The sequence below is a fragment of the Amazonocrinis nigriterrae CENA67 genome, from assembly GCF_016056305.1.
Lineage (GTDB): Bacteria > Cyanobacteriota > Cyanobacteriia > Cyanobacteriales > Nostocaceae > Amazonocrinis > Amazonocrinis nigriterrae.
Window position 1 is genome coordinate 39,684 of record NZ_JAECZC010000086.1, and the last position, 17,405, is coordinate 57,088.

Here is a 17,405-nt window from a genome sequence, read left to right on the forward strand (position 1 = left end):
TTACGCCTTGACAAAACTTTTTATTTGTGGTAACCGCTTTTTTGCTATGAGCGATCGCTGCCTATTTGAAATGACTAAATTGGGTTAATACAGTGCGTAAGTCCTAAAATGATTATTTTTTCTGGGTAGGTGCCGCTTGGGGCTTAGCAGCAGGTAATTGATTCGGCGCGGACGATTTGGGGGCGAGTGAGCGAATAAATGCTATGGACTCCCGTGAAGGGTACAGAATAAACTTATTCATATTCGGATCGTTGCTAGTGTTGAGAGTTTCAACAACACCAGATAACTCTGCTACTTCAATCCCGGTTTTGGATGCTTCTTGTGGTACAGCTTTCTTAAATTCATCTAACAAAGCTACTGCTTGTTCTTTCTCGAAATATAAAGGTACATACCGCTCTTTGCTTTGGGGAACAGGGATGGTCAGATAACCTTTGTCCAATTTCGGTATAAACAAGGGAATACCATTGAATTGTTGTACTTTTTGACCATTTTGATTCATAATGGTTTTTGCTGACTCAAGCTGTTCTTGCGCCGGCACTAAAGTATAAATCACAGAGTCTTTCTTTTTTTTAGCCTCTTGCACTATTTGATAATAATCTGCCAAAGACAGAGGTCTTACCTGCAATGTACTTGCTAGTTGGGGATTTTCTTTTTTGAGCCTTTTGTCCAGAAAATCCTGAGCATTTTGTTTGCTCAGAAAAAATCCTACTTGTGATATAGTTTTAGATTGGTTGTTTCTTGAAATAACTACGAATTCCCCTTTGGGATTAATCAAAGTAAAGACTGGGACTATTTGTAGCTTTTTCAAAACTTCGCTTTGTGGTAATGCCACTGCTCGCAGATTTTCTGTTTGCGATAGACCAGCAAAAAATATACTACTAGCGATACCTAATGTTGCGCCCCAGCGAACTAATGCTTTCATGAATACTCCTTGCATTGATATCTATTAAGTCAGACAAATTGTTGGATTTGCATAGCACCAACTAGCTTTAGTTATATAGCAATTCCTTTGAGATTTGAAAAAGTCGTGGTTGCTGTTAAATGCTAAGAATCTACTCTTAAAACCTGATATTTCCAGATATTGAAGAATTACTCTGGTAGCTTCGTTAGCAGTTGACTGTCTTCAAATTGTGTTTTTCTCAATTTCGGCTTGCTACGCACTGCGTAATATTGTAGATGCTGATTATAACTTGCTCTCCAGTGGGTAAAAATTTCCCTGACTGTTGAAGCGGTCAATGCCATTTTATTGTCTTTCTCAATATTAGGTGACGCCACTACAAAATCAATCGTTCCACTTGCTACTACTTCCATCACTGCCATACACGAAACACAAGTGCAGGATTTCTTGGCTAACGCGAAATTTGCCTGTTATGCTTCAAAGTACAGCCCAAGAATAAATTCGTCAAAGTTTACTTTTTGGCTAAGGTTTACAATTTAAAGGTAGATTGTACCAAAAAACTTCCAAAAGTTTAATTTTTGTAATGAAAATATAATAAAACCCCATACCTTTTAGTCGGTCTGGGAATTATGATTTTCATATCTTGAATCGGGATGACAGGATTTGAACCTGCGGCATCCTGCTCCCAAAGCAGGCGCGCTACCAAGCTGCGCTACATCCCGGATGTATCAAATTAAGTTAACTAGTCTTGTTTGAGATTTACCCAACAACTAATGAACTTAGTAGCTGGAGGTAAGCTTGCAAAACATAGTCAACTAGTCAGACCAGTAGTCTTTCAGTGCATGAATTTGATTATATCAAATTTACGAGATATTGCCCAACCTTTTTTATTGTTTGCCTCAAAAAAATTAATCACTTGACTACAGCTATGACAGTTTTAGTGCCGACACAGCTAGCCGTGCAACAAAGAAATTCGTGTGCTTGCTTGTCGGCTGGTTTGCTGTCAATCACCTCATGGTTATAGAGTTTCTCTACTATGACTATTTTGTGTATTGACCTGCTTGTTTGCTTTGACAAAATTAGTGAGGATACCAGAACATACCTTTGATGCCTTCTGGATCTGACATAAAGCCCATAGTCCGATAGAAATCTACAACATGAGGATCGGCAAAGAGAGTCACGTTGCTAATTTCTTCACTTCTAAGCTTTTTGAGTACGTATTTCATCAAAGCTTTTCCCAGTCCTTTACCTTGAAAGTCTGGGTGAACCACCACATCCCAAATGGTGGCATTAAATGCATGATCTGAGGTAGCACGGGCAAAACCAATGAGCCGTCTTTGGTTTCCTCGCACTTGCCACATGGAGGCTACGAGAAAACTATGCTCAATGGCTTTTTTTACTTTTCTCAAAGGACGACGCGACCAGCCAACTGCATCACAGAGTTCTTCTAATTCATACAGATCAATATCTCGCTCCGTACTGAAAACGATGCGATCGCTATTGGCGCTAGGGTCGCCCGTAGATGCTGTATGCTCTTCAAAAGCAGCTGACTTAGTTGCCGATACAGATTCAGGAGTACTAAACCAAGTTTTCCAAAAACCCATGCCAACGTGGTTCGGGTAGTATAACTGATATTGGTTTCCACTCTTTTTTGAGTGTTGATTCACGTTTCACGAAGCCAATACCATCTAAATACCCTGACACTACAATCTTTTTAGTGTTTTGGGAATTTTCAATGGCTACAGCCTCTTGGGCACGTGTTTCACACCAATCATTTTCAACTTTAGCATTTTGTTGTCCAGCCTAGGAGAAATTCCCCCACTTTTGGGGAAATGAGAGTGAATTGTATATAAGGAATTGGAGACTGGGAACTGGGTACTGGGGACTGAGTACTGGTGATTGACTAAATATTGCGGAATCATTTGTCACAAGCCTGTATCTTTAGAAAGATAAAGATATGGTTATGAAAAAGAAAGTGTGTCTAGCACTACGTGTTTCCACAGTAGTGTAAACATATATAGCTAACGAATTTATAGTAGTGTTTCCCAGTCGTCCCCAGTCTCTAGTCCCGAACCCCCAACTCCCGGTCTCCAGTCCCCAGGTGATGAAAGCAAGCGAGTCTTACCCCAACGATGGCTTCTGGTTTAAAATCTTCCACTTTGGAACTTCTAAAGCGCTTCAACCGAGCGTTTCCTCAGTTTTATGAGCAATTTGTGAGCAGTGAAATTCAACTGCAAAATTTACGGCTAGCCTACCGTCTTTATAAAACTAGACGTGCCGTTATAGAGTTGAAGCCGGAAGGTAGCAAAAGTGCCTTACATTTTGCCTACCGCAACCAGTCGTTTCTCCTCAGTGATATTTTTGGTGTGCTGGCGGCTTATGGGTTGACTATCCACGGTCTAAGTTTGTATGGCCAGATCCGACCGCCGATGTTAGTTTTTATTAAATTGTTGGTGTCTCGTGGCAGTAAAGCCTTAACAGAGAAAACCGCAGAAAACGTCTGCCGCGCCATTCGTGAGGCTTTAGGAGGGCGGTTTGAGGTAGAAGAGATGCTGGCAGTAGAATTCAACTTAGATACTGGCTTAGAACAAGTACAAACCGAGTTCTATGTAGATCCAGTATTTCATCTTCCTGCCCTAGTAATTGAAGCCGATAATCAACCGGGATTATTTTATAAAGTAATGTATGCCATCTGGCAGGAAGACCTGCTAGTAGTCAACGCTAATTTACTGGTTTGGCGTGGACGTACAAGGCTCATTCTTTATTTATTAGGGCCGAATGAAAGCCTGATTCCTGAATATTTAGGCCATAAAATTGCTGAAGGCGTGCGGCAGAGGTTGTTAGGTAAATGAAAAAGTTAGAAGTTAGGAGTTAGGAGTTAAGAGTTAGGAGTTAAAAGTTGAATATAAAGAATTTCTAACTCATAACTAAAAACTGATAACTCTCAACTGTTTGCATTCCGTATTTAGTCTTACCCCTCCTTAGGAGTACGATATAAGTATGGCAACCATCGAAATCTTGGGCGTCCCGCACGCATACGAATTAACGGCTCCTACATCCTGTCCCTATACTTTAGTGTTTATCCACGGCTGGCTAAATAGCCGTGGATACTGGCAACCTGTGATCTCGCGCCTGTCAGATGATTTGCAGTGCTTGTCGTATGATTTGCGAGGTTTTGGTGAATCTCAGTCTTTGCCAGAAACTGATTTTAGTCGGGGACAAACTTCTTCAGACTTGACTCCAAGTTCTAGTAGTACGCTCAACTCATCATTTGATTCTCTTTATACTCCGGCTGCTTATGCTCAGGATTTAGCAGTGCTTTTGCAACAGCTAAATATTAAGAATGCTTGGCTGATTGGGCATTCTTTGGGCGGTACAATCGCTCTTTGGGCAGCTGCTCAAATGCCTGAGTGTATTCAAGGGGTCATCTGTATCAACGCAGGTGGTGGGATTTATCTCAAAGAAGCTTTTGAACAGTTTCGTTCCGCTGGACAGCGATTTTTACAAGTCCGTCCACGCTGGCTATCTCAGATACCATTGATTGATTTGTTGTTTACAAGAGCGAGTGTAGCCCGTCCTTTAGAGCGCTATTGGGCACGTCAACGAGTAATTGATTTTGTGGTGGCTGACCCAGAAGCTTCTCTAGGAACACTATTAGACTCTACAACTGAGGAAGAAATCAACCGTCTACCCCAGTTAGTATCTCAACTCAAGCAACCAGTGTATTTTTTAGCTGGTGCCAACGACAAAGTAATGGAACCTAAGTATGTACGCCATTTGGCTAGCTTTCATCGGCTTTTCCAATACTGTGGCGACAATGTGATTGAAATTCCTGATTGTGGGCACTTAGCAATGTTAGAACAACCAGATGCGGTTGCTAATCATATCCGGTCAATAGTCAACGTGCAAGAGTCAGTGGTCAATAGTCATTAGTCAGTTGTCAGTGGTTATTAGTCATCAGTCCCCAGTCCCCAGTCCCCAATGACTATCCAGCAGACTGATATAACTTCATGACCTGGGTCAGGGCTAACCTGGACTCAACGCCCAAGGTCATGGGGGATGTATGACCAAGGGATAAATGCTCAGCTGCTGCACAGGCAATCATGGCAGCGTTATCGGTACAAAATTTCATAGGGGGGAATAGCACACGCAGGTTATGCTCGGCAGCTGCTGCTTGTAAGATTTTTCTTAGCCCGCTGTTTGCTGCTACCCCTCCACCCACAGCAATGGTGTTTAGACCATAGTCGAGGGCACAAGCGATCGCTCTTTTGGTTAGCGATCGTGCTACAGTTTGTTGAAAGCTAGCCGCTACATCTGCTACTGGTACTTCCTTACCGTCTTTCTCTAACTGCTGCACTAAACGCAGTACCGCTGTCTTTAAGCCACTAAAACTGCCATCATAGCGATGATATCCCCCACCCGGTAGAGAAACTTTACCTTCTGGTAAGGTAAAAGCTTGGGGATCGCCTTGTTGGGCAAGCTTGTCAATGACCGGGCCGCCAGGATAACCCAGGTTTAACAACCGCGCTACTTTGTCGAATGCTTCACCTGCGGCATCATCACGAGTCTCACCCAGTGTTTCGTATCTACCACATTCTTTGACATAAATCAAGCTTGTATGTCCGCCAGAAACGAGTAAGCTAAGAAAAGGAGGCTCTAAACTTGGCTCGCTCAAATAAGTGGCGTAAATGTGACCTTCAAGGTGATGAACTCCCAAAAATGGTTTTTTATGTAAAATTGCCAGAGTTTTGGCAGCAGTTAAGCCCACTAATAGCGCTCCCACCAGTCCAGGAGCGCATGTGGCGGCGATCCCATCAATTTCTCCCCAGCTTAATTTTGCTTGATCCATTGCTTGAGCGATCGCATGATTTATCGTTTCTAAATGCTGACGGGATGCCACTTCTGGCACTACCCCGCCATACTGCTGATGCACTGGGATTTGCGAAGCTATGATACTGCTTTCCACTTGGCGATTGTTAACAATCGCAACGGCAGTTTCATCACAGCTAGTTTCTATTGCTAAAACGATTGCCATTCTAGGGTCACGCCAAATCACAACTTGTTTGAGAAGCTTTAACTTTTATTTACTTAAACTTTACTCGGTTCCCGCGCAAGAGTATGATGACTTGCTAGTTATGTAAATAAAGACTGTACAAGCCGCTTCGTTTTGTACACAAAACTTTTTCTTTTGTAATAAAAGGAAACAACTTCATGCGACGATTGTTTGCTTTGATTTTAGTGATTTGTCTTGCCTTCAGTTTTGCCCCACCAGCAAAAGCTTTAGGCGCTGATCTTGTACCCTGTAAAGACTCTCCCGCTTTTCAGGAACTAGCCAAGAATGCCCGTAACACCACTGCTGATCCCGAATCAGGTAGAAAGCGCTTTGAGCGTTATTCTCAAGCCCTATGCGGCCCAGAAGGTTATCCCCACTTGATTGTTGATGGTCGTCTTGACCGTGCTGGTGACTTTTTGATTCCTAGCATTCTCTTCCTCTATATTGCTGGCTGGATTGGCTGGGTAGGTCGTACCTATTTGCAAGCTATTAAAAAGACTGGGGATGCTGAGCAAAAAGAGATCCAAATCGACCTCGGCTTGGCACTACCCATCATAGCGTCAGGCTTTGCTTGGCCAGCAGCAGCACTCCAAGAATTTCTCTCTGGCAAATTAACAGCCAAAGATTCAGAAATTCCCGTTTCTCCCCGCTAATTCAGCTTAATTGATTTCATTGTTTTGGAGACTAAACTCATGGCGGACAAAGGCGACCAATCATCCTATTTGATTAAATTTATTTCCACAGCACCTGTAGCAGCTACCATCTGGCTAACAATTACAGCAGGCATTTTGATTGAATTCAACCGCTTTTTTCCAGATTTACTTTTCCACCCACTTCCATAGTTGGAAAACAGATTAAAGTCAGTTGAATCTGTTGTTTGGAGCCTAAGATTATCTGGTTGGATTGTTCAGCCTAATTGAGGTTAATTGATCACCAAAATGGGCTGTAAAAATCTTTTATGAAACTCGCAAGCTCCGCCCAGCTTACGAGTTTCATAATTTTGAAAGCAGTTAAATTAATTTTTTTTAACTTCGCAATCAAACAGCATCTTAGGCAACGAATATGATTAATATGACAATGCCACCATTCTCAATTTAGAGGCGAACATAAAATATGGCGCAAGCAGTAGATGCATCCAAAAATCTCCCCAGCGATCCCAGAAATCGGGAAGTCGTTTTTCCCGCAGGACGCGACCCTCAGGTAGGCAACCTAGAAACCCCCATTAATTCTTCTCCCTTAGTGAAGTGGTACATTAATAATTTGCCTGCCTATCGTCCTGGTTTGAGTGTTGGTAGACGAGCCATAGAAATTGGAGCTGCTCATGGTTACTGGATATTTGGCCCCTTTGCCAAATTGGGCCCTCTGCGGAATTCAGACAATGCTAACTTAGCTGGATTACTGTCGGCTATTGGCTTGGTTGTACTTCTGACCGCTGCTCTATCTTTATATGCTAATACCAACCCTCCCAAAGCACTAGCTAGTGTCACCGTACCCAATCCTCCAGCAGATGCTTTTAACTCCAAAGAAAGCTGGAATAACTTTGCCAGCAGTTTCTTGATTGGTGGTATTGGTGGTGCAGTAGTTGCTTACTTTGTAACTAGCAATCTAGGACTAATTCAAGGTCTATTTGGTTAATTTTTGACTGTTAAATGATGACTGTTAGGTGTCAGTAGTCAGTGGTTAGTGGTTAGTGGAAAAATTAACAACTGACAACTGACGACTGACAACTGACAAACAACAAATATCGAAGGACACACATAAATAGTTATCCTATTTCTATGTGTCCTTTACTGTTTGGTGTTAAAGATGCTTGTTTGTGGTTCTTAGGAATCTTAAATTATTTAAACAAAGCTGCTTCGATCGCTTTGAGAGCAGTTTCAAAATCATCATTGACAATTTTGATATCAAACTCATCGGCAGCTTTCACTTCTTCTTGGGCACGACGCAGACGACGGACAATAGCCTCTTCAGAGTCCTGACCGCGACCCCGTATCCGTTGCTCTAATTCCTCAAAGGAAGGCGGCAAAATAAAAATGCTGAGGGCCCCAGGGAAGGAAGCGCGAATTTGTCTTGCTCCTTCTAGCTCAATTTCTAGTATCACCAACTTGCCTGACAGAACTTGATTAAGCACAGCTTCACGGGGGGTGCCGTAATAGTTACCAGCAAATTCTGCCCACTCTAAGAATTCGCCTTGAGCAACTAGTTGTTCAAACTTACTACGGCTAATAAAGTAATAGTTTTTGCCATTGATTTCCCCAGGACGGGGAGAACGAGTTGTGACGGATACAGAGTAATACAATTCGGGATGACGCTGCAATAGCGATCGCATTAAAGTGCCTTTGCCGACCCCACTAGGGCCAGTTAAAACAACCAGTCTACCTGGTGACTGGTTTTCATTGGTAGTAGCACTGCTCTGGATGGGTAAAACTTGCATCATCCGTTTAACCTGTGAATTAATCAATAAATATTATTCCTTAGTCATTAGCTTTTTGCTCGTTGCCAGAGTGAACTTTGACTAACGAATTTGTAGCACGAGTGACAGAAATGCCTAATTCACATGTTACTGCCGATGTGGTCTAAATAGGAGTAGGGTTCTTAACCCATATCCAGTTAATTATCTACAACATGATGATCGCGGGAAATCACAAAGCGATTCGCTACCGTTTCTGGTTGAATCGCCGAAAGTATTACGTGGCTGGAATCAGTGATAATTACAGCCCTTGTCCGCCGACCGTAAGTTGCATCAACTAGCTGACCTCTGTCCCGTGCATCGGTAATTATCCGCTTAATTGGGGCAGATTCCGGACTGACAATGGCAACTACTCGGTTAGCAGACACGATGTTGCCGAAACCAATGTTAATTAATTGAATCTCCATAAATGAACTGACACCAAATGTGGTGCGAGCAGCTGGTAAGGAATTATTCTCATGTTATCCCCAAAGAATCGGAGTTACAACGCTTTAGGTTTAGCCAGCTTGAGTTTTTAATTGACCAATCCTTTTTTTAGCTATTTATCAGTAAAATCTCCTCAAAATCCTCCCAAAGACACATGCGAAACCAGAAAAAATTACTAGTAAATTCAAAATTCAAAATGTCAGTTTCATAACTATATAACTTGTAATATATTTGTAGTTAATTGTAGTAATAGATTGGTGATAGCTGCCGTCGAACTGGAAAATTTATGTAAGAAGTTTACTCTCAGTGGGGGTTGGGGACGCAACCACACGCACACAGAGATTGTTGCCGTAGATGATATTAGTCTGAGTGTTCCTGATGGTCAGGCGATCGCTTTCATTGGCCCCAATGGAGCAGGTAAGTCCACTACAATCAAGATGCTGACGGGAATTTTACAACCCACATCCGGAACAGCGAGGTTACTGGGGTTAAACCCTTGGCGAAATCGGCGCGAACTAGCTTATCAGATGGGGGTAGTGTTTGGACAGCGAAGCGATCGCTATCTTGGATTCATGCGTTGTTAGCAGTAGCTGGGTCAACAACCGTGCTGTTAGAAAGCAATTGGTTCAAGTTTAAGTCATCGCAAACTTATCTGAACTACTGGCGAAAGACTAGCATCTTAATCTAAGCTAAGACTAGAGTACTAAAATTTTTTGTGGCAAAAACAGGTTGATGCACTTACCTGAGTTTGAGCGTGTAATTTACGAACGCAATCCCCTTATTCAGGTTGCGTGTCAATTGAGGTTTCCACCTATTCTAAAGATTTCTCATAAAGAGCCAGTTGAGTTTCAAGATGAAATCAGATTTCAGTATCCACTTTTTGAGAGTATGCAGCCACAGGTTACACCTGAAATTTCGCAAGTAATTCAACAATTTGGTTTACCGCTGTCGAGTGATTTATTCTATACCTTTAAATCTGAAGACCAGCGATGGCAGTTATCTGTTACTAAAGATTTTATTACTCTGACTACATCTGTATATGAGAGTTATGAACAGTTTCAAAAACGCTTTAGGGAAGCTGTGAATGTCTTTGAAAGAATATACAAGCCATCTTTCTACACAAGAGTAGGACTTCAATATCAAGACTTGATCATCCGCTCAAAACTAGGACTTGAGGATAAAAATTGGTCAGATTTGATTACACCACATATTGCTTCCGAATTATATAATCAAGAGCTTGCACCTTTTATTCAATCAATTATAAAAAATTTGATTTTGAAAATAGAACACGGTCAAATCAACTTAAAACATGGACTTGTTACTGTAAAAGAACCAGAAAAAAATAATGATGAAGTTGCTTATTTGCTAGATGCTGATTTTTTTACAGAACAAAAAGTAGAGAGGGATGGAAATGTCTGGAACATACTCAGTCAGTTCAACAAATCAGCTAGACAACTTTTCAGGTGGAGTATCACAGATACCCTTCACAATGCCATGCGACCCCAGGCAGTTAATATTACAGAGCCATAGTCAGACTTCGACGGGGATTTCTGTAAATACCTTTATTTTTGATAGAGACAGTGGAAAAACCCTTGTAATTCAGTATCCCTTTTTTGATCTAACCATGTCGAATTACTCACTGTCTTTCAAAACCGACTGGAATCGATTACCACCAAGTAAGTTAATTGCACTGCTAAAATGCTTGCGGATTCTCCAATCTATGTCCGAAGATGCTTTAGAAGAAGCTGCTGAGGAACTTCAAGGAATTGCTGATTTTTATCGTGATCGCTTTCCTCAAGCTAACTTAGCTGCTATTCCAGCTAGTAGCATTAAAGGTAAATTAAAATCTGCACAAGTGAGACCACCTATTGTTTTAGAACCATAGCTTGTTTAAGAATAGTTGTTGCATGAAAAAACAAGCTATTTACCAACCATCACTTAAAAACACCTCTTTAAGGCAAGGGGAAATACTGACAAATGTGGTTCAGTATAACCCCGTTGCCAGCGAAATATCACGAGAAACGGAAGAGTTACCTTACAACAAAATTATTCATCCTTATGCAATTGTTGTCACACAAGACTGTGATCTGGACTGGGATTATAGGGCTAGACAAAGTAATAATTCTCAACTCTCAAAATTATTGAATTCTATAATTTTATGTGAAATTGCAACAGCAAGAGAGGTTAGAGATACAGCAGATAGTATGAATAGTAAGGAATGGAAATTGGTTGAATCTCATCGCCACGAAAGATTCTATTTCTTAGAAACAATTCCTCTTGAATGCGAATTAGAACAGATAGGTTTACCAGAATTAACTGCTGATTTTAAAAAAATTTTCGGTATAGATGCAGCAACTTTGTATCGTCAACTTGAACTTGGTATAGCAAAGCGACGGGCAATTTTATCTAGCCCTTACTTAGAGCATTTTTCCAGGCGATATTACAGTTTTCATGGCAGAGTTGCATTGCCTTCTCAATATGAAAGCGAACGAGAAGGCTAATACCCTAATGAAGAAAAATAGACTGATGGAACGAATACTTTGAAAATTAGTATAACCACAGGTGTAATGACCACAACGAGGTTAGCCATGAGAACTGCAATTTCGCTTCCTAATTCGGTTTTTGAAGAGGCGGAAGCACTAGCTATAGAGTTGGGCATATCTCGCAGTAAACTTTACACAAAGGCTTTGAAAGCATATTTGCGGAAATACAACCGTAATAAAATTTTGAATAAACTAAATCAGGTTTATTCTCAAGAATCATCTGAACTAGATCCAGTATTAGCAAGGCTGCAACTTATGTCTTTACCCAGTGAGAATTGGTAAACGACTTGGTTATTTTTGCGTAAATTCTAGAAATTAAAAAGGTTGTCCGCTGGGCAACCTTTCTATGTAACTGACAGATAAATTACTTACTTAGCAGTCTTTTTCAAACCTTGCCATCTTTGTCGCAACTGCTTCAAGTCAGGCGTATGACCACCATAACGCCATCTCACATAAGCTTGACAAATTTCATCTATTACCTCAGCCGTTGCTGGGGCATGATGCTGGTATGAAACTTTGGCATACTCTAGCGGTGTTTGTGATGGATGTTTACCCAAACCTTTTTGAGATGTCCATTGCAGCATTTGTTGATAAAGGCTTTCCATTGCTGGTAATTTCTTCAACCAACGACGGTTCATCCACTCTCGCCACTGCACCCAACCAAGCCAACCAAAGAAAGCTATGGTAGTACCCAAGATTGAGCCAGTTAATACACCCAGGCAACCTTGAGTGAATAAAGCAAAAAACCAAGCGATCGCTCTACCTACCCAACTAAATATTGCCCCAAAAACATTGTTCAGTAAACCTGTCACTGGCGAAGGCAACCACCCAGCCACCCATTGCCAAAACTGTCGCAATACACTAAATGTCTGAGTATCTTCAATTGAAGGGGGAATCAGGGGATGGTTAGGAATTGGGTCAAAGGCAAACCAGCCATATTTAGGGAAATACACTTCCGTCATGGCATAGGCATCTGTATTCTTAACAATGTACATCCCCGTAAATGGATTAAACTCCCCAGGACTAAACCCTGCTACTAACCGCGCCGGAATACCAACGGAACGCAGCATCACTGTGAGAACTGTAGAAAAGTGGTCTGGATAGCCGCCTTTATACTTGAATAAAAAAGCGTCTACCAAATCGTCTTTTTCTCCTAAATAAGGCAAATCTAAGGGATTTTTGGGGACTGAGTAGTATTGCTTGATATACTGAGCTAAATAAAGAACCTTTTCATAGGTTGAATCTAAGCTTTTTACAGATTTTCCTACCCGATCGCGATTGTAGTTAGCAAAAATTTCTTCGGTACGTTGCTTGACTTTTGCAGCAATTTCTGGTGGAATTTGCAGATAGTGGTTTTTTATATGTTGCGGGTAGTCTGTAGAAGCTTTGCCGAACAAAGTGCGATCGCGGTATGGTACTTCTGAAATCACTGTGTAAGTTAGGTCTTCCGATAATGCCACAGGCGCACGCAAGCCGTTTTCTTTATCAACAGCGACCATTGGTGTCGGAAAATAAAGCTCTTTGGGATTAGCCAGTGCTGGAATCAGGTTAGGCAAATCCGACACGATGGTGTACGTTTGCACTACTTCTTTCGTTTCACCAGAGATACTTGGCAAAGGTAGATAAATTTGGTAAGACCAAGGCGATCGCTTGATAGTAGTAACATCATCATTACGAGAAACTTCCCAACCCTTACCTGTGTAGCGGTCAAATGCCAGCACTCGCCAAAAACCCTCAGCCTGCGATCGCACCCGCATCACTACCTTCGGTTTCATCACTCCCCGCAAATTTTGATTAATCTGGCTATTAAAACCGTAATAAAAACTGTCATCTAAACTTCCTGGCTTACCTGCTTGGCTTTGTCCATTACCATTGCCTTGATTATTAGCATTACCTTGACGCACATAACCAGGATTAATAATGCTACGACCTGTAAAACCACCTTTGACATCAATGGGAGAACTTACTGGAAAAGTTCGCAGCTGATAACCAGGAAATCGTGGTAATATGGCAAAAATGGCTAAGCCTAACCCTACAATCGTTACAAAACTTAAAACTAGAAACTTAAAATCAAAAGTTGTAGAACTCCGCTTGGGTAATTTTTCATTTTTAACCTTTAATTTTTCCAAGCCAAGTTGTGAGCGATAATCTAAAACTAAAGTCGGTAAAGCGATCGCTAAAAACAACAACAGCACAGGAGCGAAAGCCAAAGTTTGGCTGAGTGTTGCTGCCACACCTAATAAAATTAATCCTATAACTATGGAATAACCCAAGTCCTTGCGGCGGGGTGTATCAAAGCTGTGAAGTACTTGAAGTTGAATTAATAACTCTGCCAAAGCCAGCCGCGTATCATTCAATTCTCCCAGCAGCCGCCCAAAGAAAGCACCCAATGCTATTAACATTCCTATGGCGATGCAGAATTTGACTGGCACATTCGCATGGCGACGACGGTAGTAACTCCAAATCGCACCTACTATACTTAGCGGTACTGCCCAAAGACTGAATGTAGTCTCAGCAGCAATATCCGTTGCCACAACTCCGATAATTACCAACCCTAGCACCAGCACCCGTAAAGGAATCGAATCCTCCACTTCCATCAAAGGCGACCTCTGCATAGTTTTTCGCCAGCGATCTATAGGTAGACGCCAAAACTGATTCTTCCTGGATAAGTTAAACATTTAATGTAAGCAATAATGTAGATGCTGTAGACAAAATTCGTAATTAGTAATTCGTAATTACTTCCTTCTTTGTGTAAAATCACAAATGGAATTTATTCTCCCCTGCTCCCCTGCTCCCCTGCGCCTTTGCTTGAGGCAAAAAAATATTTATTATTTTTCGGGAAGTTCCTTTAATAAAACAGGAACTCCCCGAAGGTAGCCTTTGGGAGCTTAAATGTCTTGTACATCTGTCTTTCCCATTACGGGTGATCGTAGAAGCCGCTAATGAGAACTTGTAAAAAAAGTAGAAACCCTAATGATCGGTTGTTAAACAAAAATCAGCTTCAAACTACAACCATCATCTTATCTATTGGCGTTGATTAACCTTGAATGCTAGCGGTGTGCATTTCGGCTAAATCTTAGGATTAATCACAAACAACAACGGCTTTTGATCTAGTTCTGGAAAAGATACTTCTAAAGTGTAAGTCTGGTTAACTTGCTGGCAGTGCAATTCTACACTCAAGCACCCAGGACTTGAAGATTTGGCTATTGCTTGAGTACCACTTCCTCGAAGTTTCAAACTACCTTTAGCAGGTAACTCAGCGTGAACATGCAACTGTGTCAACTGACCCTGATAATGGTATTCAACTCTCAGGGTTAGAGAACCAGCGGTAGTTAGCCATTGTTTTTCTATCACTGGCTGAGATGGAGACACTGGTAGAGTCAGGTTCTCCAACATTTGTTTAGCCGCCAGTAGCGACAATGCCATTTGTTGACGCGGTTTTAAATCTGAGTAATCGCTTTGAATATTAGGCATCATACCCAGAGTATCCGCAGACCGATAAGTGCTTCTCAACACTAATCCGGCTATATCGTTGAGTGTCTGCGACTCATTAGGGAAAAAGCCCTCCACTACTTGAACTAATTTCGCCCCTAGCGGCAGTGAAGATGTGAGCAATCCTTGACATCTTTCTAGCAATTCCCGGAAAACTTTCTCCGGTAGGGCAATGGGTAGACTCAGCTTTGATTGCTGCGCCATCCAACCCCCAGCAGGAGTTAATGCTAGCGATCGCTCTTCTACACAATCTGGGTACTCTACTATTTGTGATTCCCAAGGGAATAACGGAGGGTGGTTCTCGATTTGGATTTGTAACCGACGCTTGAGGACGGCCTGGAAACGTTCTTGCACAGTAGGAATTTCTCCCAATTGAAAGGTTTGGGGGGTTCCTCCCAAGTGAGGCTTACCACTTTTGGACGTGGCTGCTTTTTGGGTCGGGTTGTCCACCCCGTCGGTTTCCTCACTCTGTCCCAAGTTTTGCTTGTGGGTATTGACATTATCTGCCAACACCCAAGCAAGTAAATGGTGTTGTGAGGATTCTGAGTCACTATTCATGAGTAGATGCACCTGATCCGGACACTAAGGAGTTACGAATTTCCCAAGCTTGCTCAAGAATCTTAAACCACCGTTTTTGTAGTTGTGCTGTTGACATACCTAAAGTTTTGGCAATTTTGTCGTCAGGTTGTCCTTGTTGCTTCAACTCTAGTAGAGCTAGTTGTTTCTCATCCAACTGCGCTGTGTATACTTGCCATTGCTGAGGAGTTAACCCCAAATTAGTGTGCAATGAAGCTTCCAGCCATTCATGAACTAATTCCCAACGATGCAACAAGGCAAACCGGATTAAATGATACTTGAAGCGCTGCTGTAAGTAATCTCTCTGACGAGGGGTTAAACCTAAAACTGCCTCAATTTCCTGTGTAGATAAGTCTTGGAGGCGGAGGGAAAAGTAATCAGCACAATCAGATTGTTGCCGTTGTTCGAGATAATCCATTAATTCGGTAACTACAACCGATCGCAGAGTGTCTTCTTCTGGTTCGGGTGCTGCTTGCGTCGCCATTGCCGATCGCAATTGCTGTACTGCTGGTTCTTCCCAAGAGCCATCAGCTTCGTTGCTGCTTCCTTCTGCGGCTTGTTCTATATCTACGTTTGTTTCTGGAGGTTGCTGTTGGGAAAAAGTTTGCGCCCGCAGAATAATTAGTTGCTGTTGACGACCTGGTAAGGGAATCCGCCGCTTACCATAGCGTTCGGTAAACGCCATGTATTCTGCCAATTCCAACAAAGTTTGAGGGCGATAGGTGGGGCCGAGTTGATTTTCCCGCCGAAAAGCGTTCAAAGCCTCTAGATAAAAACCCTGTAGGAAATCTTCAATAATAGTCAACCGCCCTTGATAGCTCAGTTGTCTTTGAGGAGGATTAATGTAACGATAAATAATCGCACTCAAAGTACTGTGCAATTCCACCCTACCCCGATTGGAACCGAGCTGATAGTATCTCAGACACTGTTGCAAGCGATGTTTAGCTAGGGTCATTGCTGAATTTTCTACAGCACCGGAAGCCTGGATACGTTTACTTTCACTACAAATCCGGTAGACTTCGGAGGTAATTCGTCTAGCTACATCTTGGCAATTCTGGGCTGAAGCTTTGGTTGACTGTTGTAGCTCCTGCGACAGGAGTTGAAAGATCACCTCCACGCCGATAGAAGTTTCTCCCTGAGTTGTTACGCTTGGAATTGTTGCGGTTGGAATTGTTGCGGTTGCGGCTGAATTCATAGTCCCAGTTTTCAAAAGACCCTAACATGCTTAAATACAACCTGTACGACTGTGGGTATTGGCTTAGTAGGTTTTGCGTATAATCTAAAGGCAACAGGCCAATCCTATGTTTAGGATCTGGCTTATTTTATTGTTCCCAAATCGATGGGATTGTTCACACTTTGATAGATGTTATTGCCATTACCCAGGAGTCGTTTACAAGTCATTATGGATTTAGAAAAACAAATTCAATTGCTGATTGACAATGCACCCCCCGATGGTGTAACACCACATCTTGTCGCAGCAATTGCTCCTGCGCTTAGCGCGATCGCCCAAAAATTACGTCATTCCCAGTACTACATTCTCCAGAGTTTGGAAGGCAACTGGGTTTTAACTACATTGAGCAACCGTGCAAATCCAGGATTGGAAAAGCGCGTGGTTTACGCTTTTTCTACCATACAGGATGTTTCCCTAATTCCATCTGCTGGGCTTGACCCTCAAATTCAAGCAAAACCCCTTCCTGTGACCCATATTTTGTTCCAATTAATGGCATTAGAACCCGTAGATAGTATCGTTTTTTTGGAAACGCCGGGTACAACCACTCATACTGTAGAAGTGCAGCGAGATGAATTCCAAAAACTCATGCAACAACAGATAAAACCAGAAAATAAGCCAAGACACATACCCCCTGATATTGCATAAATAAATTTTGGAGTTCGGATTTATTAGATACAATCTCAAATCCAAACTCCAAAAGCGAAAATTTTAAATTT

The 17,405-nt window shown here is 42.0% G+C and carries 20 protein-coding genes and 1 tRNA gene; 11 read left to right on the forward strand and 10 right to left on the reverse strand.

What is annotated here, in order from left to right; translation table 11 throughout:
* Positions 1–112: 112 nt before the first annotated feature.
* From I8748_RS28655 to I8748_RS28670, 4 genes are all read right to left on the reverse strand, one after another.
* The gene (locus tag I8748_RS28655) at positions 113–937 is read right to left on the reverse strand and encodes a Tic22 family protein (RefSeq protein ID WP_225896581.1); all 825 of its coding nucleotides are present in this window, start codon (positions 935–937) and stop codon (positions 113–115) included.
* Positions 938–1,089: 152 nt separating this feature from the next.
* A complete protein-coding gene (locus I8748_RS28660) occupies positions 1,090–1,320 on the reverse strand; it encodes a hypothetical protein (RefSeq protein ID WP_198127896.1) in 231 nt (76 codons plus the stop codon).
* 226 nt (positions 1,321–1,546) lie between these two features.
* A tRNA-Pro gene (locus I8748_RS28665) sits at positions 1,547–1,620 on the reverse strand.
* 357 nt (positions 1,621–1,977) lie between these two features.
* The gene (locus I8748_RS28670) at positions 1,978–2,502 is read right to left on the reverse strand and encodes a GNAT family N-acetyltransferase (protein ID WP_198128055.1); all 525 of its coding nucleotides are present in this window, start codon (positions 2,500–2,502) and stop codon (positions 1,978–1,980) included.
* Between the two features lie 528 nt (positions 2,503–3,030).
* Between I8748_RS28670 and I8748_RS28675 the strand changes: the two genes are divergently transcribed.
* Complete coding sequence (locus tag I8748_RS28675; RefSeq protein ID WP_012410214.1) at positions 3,031–3,750, forward strand: hypothetical protein; 720 nt, start codon at positions 3,031–3,033, stop codon at positions 3,748–3,750.
* Between the two features lie 148 nt (positions 3,751–3,898).
* Positions 3,899–4,831: an alpha/beta fold hydrolase gene (locus I8748_RS28680; RefSeq protein WP_198127897.1), complete on the forward strand. Its 933-nt coding sequence runs from the start codon at positions 3,899–3,901 to the stop codon at positions 4,829–4,831.
* A gap of 52 nt (positions 4,832–4,883) precedes the next feature.
* On the opposite strand, the gene tsaD is transcribed toward I8748_RS28680, so the two are convergent.
* Entirely contained in the window at positions 4,884–5,933 is a 1,050-nt protein-coding gene (tsaD, locus tag I8748_RS28685; RefSeq protein WP_198127898.1) for a tRNA (adenosine(37)-N6)-threonylcarbamoyltransferase complex transferase subunit TsaD, read from the reverse strand.
* 176 nt (positions 5,934–6,109) lie between these two features.
* Between tsaD and I8748_RS28690 the strand changes: the two genes are divergently transcribed.
* From I8748_RS28690 to I8748_RS28700, 3 genes are all read left to right on the forward strand, one after another.
* Entirely contained in the window at positions 6,110–6,604 is a 495-nt protein-coding gene (locus I8748_RS28690) for a Photosystem I reaction center subunit III (RefSeq protein WP_198127899.1), read from the forward strand.
* Positions 6,605–6,643: 39 nt separating this feature from the next.
* Complete coding sequence (gene psaJ, locus I8748_RS28695) at positions 6,644–6,793, forward strand: photosystem I reaction center subunit IX (RefSeq protein ID WP_012410218.1); 150 nt, start codon at positions 6,644–6,646, stop codon at positions 6,791–6,793.
* A gap of 271 nt (positions 6,794–7,064) precedes the next feature.
* A complete protein-coding gene (locus I8748_RS28700) occupies positions 7,065–7,586 on the forward strand; it encodes a photosystem I reaction center protein subunit XI (protein ID WP_198127900.1) in 522 nt (173 codons plus the stop codon).
* 202 nt (positions 7,587–7,788) lie between these two features.
* Here the strand turns inward: I8748_RS28700 and gmk are convergent, their stop codons facing one another.
* Together gmk and remA are read right to left on the reverse strand one after the other, a co-directional pair.
* The gene (gmk, locus tag I8748_RS28705; RefSeq protein ID WP_198127901.1) at positions 7,789–8,388 is read right to left on the reverse strand and encodes a guanylate kinase; all 600 of its coding nucleotides are present in this window, start codon (positions 8,386–8,388) and stop codon (positions 7,789–7,791) included.
* A 173-nt stretch (positions 8,389–8,561) separates the two neighbouring features.
* Positions 8,562–8,828: an extracellular matrix/biofilm regulator RemA gene (gene remA, locus I8748_RS28710; RefSeq protein WP_015080662.1), complete on the reverse strand. Its 267-nt coding sequence runs from the start codon at positions 8,826–8,828 to the stop codon at positions 8,562–8,564.
* A 276-nt stretch (positions 8,829–9,104) separates the two neighbouring features.
* Here remA and I8748_RS28715 point away from each other — a divergent pair, with 276 nt between their 5' ends.
* From I8748_RS28715 to I8748_RS28735, 5 genes are all read left to right on the forward strand, one after another.
* Complete coding sequence (locus I8748_RS28715; RefSeq protein WP_198127902.1) at positions 9,105–9,431, forward strand: ATP-binding cassette domain-containing protein; 327 nt, start codon at positions 9,105–9,107, stop codon at positions 9,429–9,431.
* Positions 9,432–9,579: 148 nt separating this feature from the next.
* Positions 9,580–10,377: a TIGR04255 family protein gene (locus I8748_RS28720; protein WP_198127903.1), complete on the forward strand. Its 798-nt coding sequence runs from the start codon at positions 9,580–9,582 to the stop codon at positions 10,375–10,377.
* 94 nt (positions 10,378–10,471) lie between these two features.
* On the forward strand, positions 10,472–10,732 hold the full coding sequence (locus I8748_RS28725) for a hypothetical protein (RefSeq protein ID WP_198127904.1): 261 nt from the start codon (positions 10,472–10,474) through the stop codon (positions 10,730–10,732).
* A gap of 22 nt (positions 10,733–10,754) precedes the next feature.
* A complete protein-coding gene (locus I8748_RS28730; protein WP_198127905.1) occupies positions 10,755–11,348 on the forward strand; it encodes a hypothetical protein in 594 nt (197 codons plus the stop codon).
* Between the two features lie 87 nt (positions 11,349–11,435).
* Entirely contained in the window at positions 11,436–11,672 is a 237-nt protein-coding gene (locus I8748_RS28735) for a ribbon-helix-helix domain-containing protein (RefSeq protein ID WP_198127906.1), read from the forward strand.
* A gap of 86 nt (positions 11,673–11,758) precedes the next feature.
* Here I8748_RS28735 and I8748_RS28740 read toward each other — a convergent pair whose 3' ends face one another.
* The 3 genes from I8748_RS28740 to hetZ all read right to left on the reverse strand — a co-directional run bounded on the left by I8748_RS28740 (position 11,759) and on the right by hetZ (position 16,653).
* Positions 11,759–14,068, reverse strand: coding sequence for a transglutaminase TgpA family protein (locus I8748_RS28740; RefSeq protein WP_198127907.1), 2,310 nt, complete (start codon positions 14,066–14,068; stop codon positions 11,759–11,761).
* 391 nt (positions 14,069–14,459) lie between these two features.
* Entirely contained in the window at positions 14,460–15,440 is a 981-nt protein-coding gene (locus I8748_RS28745; protein WP_198127908.1) for a PatU, read from the reverse strand.
* Positions 15,433–16,653 (reverse strand): heterocyst differentiation protein HetZ, encoded by a 1,221-nt coding sequence (hetZ, locus tag I8748_RS28750; protein WP_198127909.1) that lies wholly within the window; start codon positions 16,651–16,653, stop codon positions 15,433–15,435. Before hetZ ends, I8748_RS28745 begins: the two co-directional genes overlap by 8 nt.
* Positions 16,654–16,860: 207 nt before the next feature.
* Here hetZ and I8748_RS28755 point away from each other — a divergent pair, with 207 nt between their 5' ends.
* Entirely contained in the window at positions 16,861–17,334 is a 474-nt protein-coding gene (locus I8748_RS28755; RefSeq protein WP_198127910.1) for a hypothetical protein, read from the forward strand.
* The last annotated feature ends 71 nt before the right edge of the window (positions 17,335–17,405 follow it).